The sequence below is a fragment of the Tessaracoccus sp. O5.2 genome (assembly GCF_964266725.1).
GTDB lineage: Bacteria > Actinomycetota > Actinomycetes > Propionibacteriales > Propionibacteriaceae > Arachnia > Arachnia lapidicapta.
Window position 1 is genome coordinate 1 of the sequence record NZ_CAXWGV010000031.1, and the last position, 3,729, is coordinate 3,729.

Sequence of the window (3,729 nt, forward strand, 5' to 3'; positions counted from 1 at the left end):
CATCACGACACTCCTGAGGGGAAGAACAGGAACTGACCTCCACACGATCCCGCGTCCCCGCAACCCAGCAGCGGACCCTGCCCGGTGTGTCAGCCAACAGGGCAAAGGTTGATGGCCGCGGTACTAGCCGCCCGGAGCAGCTGGGTCAGGTGGTTGGGCGCTGCCAGGGGTGTACTACCTTGGGTCCGTTGGTGCGGAGCGTGAGTGCAGTTCTTGCGAGCTACGCCAGAGCCGTTTATACCTGGTCCGAACGAAGCGACGGTGAATCAGTGGAGGCACTCGACTACGTACTGACTCACGCCCCGTGGGTCGGCTTTGCTGTTCTGTTCTCGCTCGTCGTCCTGTTCTCTTGGATCGATAGGGATGTCGATGATTCTGCGATTCCCATTGCAACGTGGGGATTCTGTGCGCTGGGGTCGCTCATCGGGCTATCCGCTCGGGGCGTGCCGATCGATGTCGCCGGCCAAGTCGGTTCCTATGTCTACTTTGGAGCACTGATAGGCTCTGGCTTCCGGCCGGGTCTTCTCACGCAGCTGCCTAGGCGTGATGAAGAAAGGGGATGGCTCCATTACGGCAATCTCTATTTCCTCACCGGTTGGACGGGCGTCGCCTACGTCGGTGTTTGGGGGGTTTTCCCATTACTGGAGCCCTACCTGTGAGGTGGCACAGTCTCTATAGGGGTGTCGCGACAACGGTTGCCTGACACTGGCGACGTGCGTCGCTATGGTTTTGGCCGTCGGAGAAGGTGCCATGCCCAGACGGCCCACACCGGCGCCGCGGACATGAGTGCGATCCCGATGCCCACGGTCCAGGGCCACATCATCAGTGACTGCGAATCAGGGAGGTCTCGGGCTGCCATGGCGATCACCTGCCCATCTGGGCGCGTGAGAACAACGACGTCGAAGGGAGTCGTGTACGGGTCGCCGCACATTGCCCACGGGATGGGGGCCAGGCCAAGTACGGGTCCAATGGTCGGGTAGATCAGCGTGACGAGCTCTGGAGCTTCAGGCACGGTGACGCGGACGGCCAACTCAGCGCCCCTCCCATACCTCGCCTCGCACGCGACGGCTGAGGAGGTGTGTCCGACCTGGGCAAGCTCAGCGGCGGTCACATACGCCTGCCGTTCGGCCAGGCCCCACGGGATCAACAGGACCACGCCGACGAGGAGGCAGCTGACTGGCCAACTGAGCAGGGCTCGCCCGCGGCCGAGGAGAAACAGCCTCAACCACGCCCCAAACCTCACAGGTCGCGGCTGCCCCGGCTCGCCAAGCAAGACGTTTCTCGGCGAACCTCGCCGCCGGCTCGCCATCACAGGCCCCGTGCCATTACCCACACTCAGGCAGTATCCCAGGGAGCAGAGCGCAGCCTGGGAGCCACCCGGCGAAGATGAATGTCACTCGCGAAACCGCACGCAGTTCACCCCACACGATGCACAACGCCCGCTTCTGCCGCGAGGCGCGGCTGAAGTCTCGGCGATGATCCGGTCCGCCACTCGCCTGCAGAGGTCAGGCCCGAGCGGGCGCTTCTCCACCCGTGAAGCAAGCGCGTGTGCCGATCAATTCCGGGTCTTCTTCATGGTCTCGCGGAGTTCGCCGAGCCATGTGGCGCCGTCTTGGCGCATAATTGCGACCGTTGCGCCGTCACGTGGCTCACCGATCAGCACCACCCGTTCGCCGACCTCTAGCGCCGGGCCGTGCACGGCTTCGCACAGCGCAGTCCAACGTCGCAGGTCGGCCATCGCCCGGCGCACTTTGGCTGCATCCTCGTCATCAAGGTCGTCGAGATTGATCAGTGCGCCGTCATCGTCGTGGGCGAGCTGGATGATCCCTGCGTCTTCCCGGTCTACGACGCCATCCAGGGCCACAATTCGCAGCCGCGCTCGGTCGTCATGGACGGCCCCGACGAAATGGTCACCGTCCACCTCGGTGAGCAGCGCCTCCCGGGCGGGGCCGCCTTCGGCCATCAGTCGCAACCGCGCAGCGTGTCGGTGCTGTGCCCTCGGCCAGGCGCTGAGCCCCAGAAGCAGCACGAAGGCGATGAGGCCCAGCAGCATCGACTCAGGCGTCCCCCAGACCACCTCGATGATGGACAAGACCGCGACGGCCACCGCCGTCGCGGCGAGCGCGACCCCGCCGGTCACGGCACCGATGTTGGCGTAGGAACGCTCGAACGGTCGCTCGCCCGCGGGGCGCCCCCGGCTGACCGTCGACTGGGTGCGACGAGGGACGACGAGCCAGGCGAGCGCCAGCGCGGAGGCGATGGCCCACGCTCGCCACCCCCACGGCCACGAGGCCCCGCCGTAGGGAAGCAACCATCCCAGCACCGACGCACAGGCGAGGGTCCAGCGTGGCAGAGCCCAAATGGAGGTCAGAAGCAGCACCGCCGCGAGCCACAGGCGTCCAACCCAGGGCACAACAGGAACCACATCGCCCGCAGCCACCTCCGCAACCAACAGGACAGCCAGTGATACCACCCACGCTAGACGGATGGCTACCGTGTGGAGCCGAGTGGCCCGCAGATCGGCCGCGAGGAGTGGTGCCATGCCCGCAGTATGTCGCTCCTGCGGCGAAAGCGCTGAGCAGCCCCACTCCTCATCGCGCAGCATTCGCCTATCTACACCCATCGGCGAGCCGTGATCATCCTCGCTGGGTGACCACGACCTCGGGAACGGGCAATGAAGTGAAAGCGGTCACAGGCTCAGGCACCAGCGCGACGGTGACGCCTCCGCGAAGCGGTTCCGAACATCCGGACATGCCGCGTGGTGCGCGGACGATTGTCTGAGACGGGTGACGACGGGCTTGGTGGCCGTATTGCGCGTGTAGTACGCTGGGATGGTGGATGAAGGCATCGACTGGCGGCACCGGGGCGACTACATCGCCAAGCATGGGCTGTCCCCGGTTGTTGCCGACGAAGCTTTCGCCGATCCCAACAGGTTGGTCATCGATCCGGATCCCGCGTCCGTGTCGGGCCGAACCATTCGGGTCATCGGCTGGGCAGCCTCCGTCCGGACACTGGTCACGATCATTGTCCTTCCCGATGAGGACGTCATTTGGGGAGTCAATGCCTGGCCATCGAACACCACCGATCAGCGCCGTTACAGAGAGGAGCGGACAGATGTCGATTAGTGATCTCATCGCGACCGAGGCCGAGGCGGCTGAACGCAACCCCGACGCCGTGATCAAGCCCGGCAGCAAGGTCACCCGCGGCCATCAGCGTGCCAAGACGCTCCAGGTTCGCCTGAACGTCGAGGAGTTGGAGACGTTGACGCGGCTGGCCGAACAGCGCGGGCTTCCCGTCTCCACTCTGGCTCGCGACCTCCTGCTGTCACAATTGGCGGGCCCAGACGAGTCCGCCAAGGCGCTGATTGCCAGGATCCGGGCAGAACTCGACGACCTTGCAACCCGCGTAGCCTGACGGGCCCCCGAACATCCGCCTCTGCCGCGGTGTGCGAGGGTAGCCTTCGGCTCCGGTGTCCCCGAGCACGACCGCCCTCAATTGCCGCCGACCGAGCGTACGTGTGGCTTCGTTCGCTCGGTGGCGGGGTTTTTGCAGCGCTCCGTGGCGGTCTTGTTGCCGCGATCACGCAGGACTGGCTGCAGGTTGGTGTCGCGGTCTGAACCGAGAGGGGTGCGCCCGGTCGGGGCCGTTTGGATCGCTGCCGCTACGTCAGAGTCCGAAGGCTCCGCCGCTGACGAGGATCACGATGCCGAGGCCGATGAGAACGATGGG

General features: G+C 65.5%; 4 protein-coding genes. 3 read left to right on the forward strand and 1 reads right to left on the reverse strand.

Translation table 11 applies throughout. The annotated features are described in order from the left end of the window. Positions 1-269: 269 nt before the first annotated feature. The gene (locus ACFQPD_RS09990) at positions 270-659 is read left to right on the forward strand and encodes a hypothetical protein (RefSeq protein ID WP_385900474.1); all 390 of its coding nucleotides are present in this window, start codon (positions 270-272) and stop codon (positions 657-659) included. An 896-nt stretch (positions 660-1,555) separates the two neighbouring features. On the opposite strand, the gene ACFQPD_RS09995 is transcribed toward ACFQPD_RS09990, so the two are convergent. Then, positions 1,556-2,542, reverse strand: a complete 987-nt coding sequence (locus ACFQPD_RS09995; RefSeq protein ID WP_385900476.1) for a hypothetical protein — start codon at positions 2,540-2,542, stop codon at positions 1,556-1,558. A 292-nt stretch (positions 2,543-2,834) separates the two neighbouring features. Here ACFQPD_RS09995 and ACFQPD_RS10000 point away from each other — a divergent pair, with 292 nt between their 5' ends. Together ACFQPD_RS10000 and ACFQPD_RS10005 are read left to right on the forward strand one after the other, a co-directional pair. Beyond that, on the forward strand, positions 2,835-3,125 hold the full coding sequence (locus ACFQPD_RS10000) for a hypothetical protein (protein ID WP_385900477.1): 291 nt from the start codon (positions 2,835-2,837) through the stop codon (positions 3,123-3,125). Further along, entirely contained in the window at positions 3,115-3,414 is a 300-nt protein-coding gene (locus ACFQPD_RS10005; protein WP_182781596.1) for a ribbon-helix-helix domain-containing protein, read from the forward strand. Before ACFQPD_RS10000 ends, ACFQPD_RS10005 begins: the two co-directional genes overlap by 11 nt. Positions 3,415-3,729 lie beyond the last annotated feature (315 nt).

What these genes read in the sequence shown, in the direction of transcription:
- ACFQPD_RS10005 (WP_182781596.1), top strand. Translation starts at nt 3,115, where the DNA reads ATGTCGATTAGTGATCTCATCGCGACCGAGGCCGAGGCGGCTGAACGC.
- ACFQPD_RS09995 (WP_385900476.1), bottom strand. Translation starts at nt 2,542, where the DNA reads ATGGCACCACTCCTCGCGGCCGATCTGCGGGCCACTCGGCTCCACACG.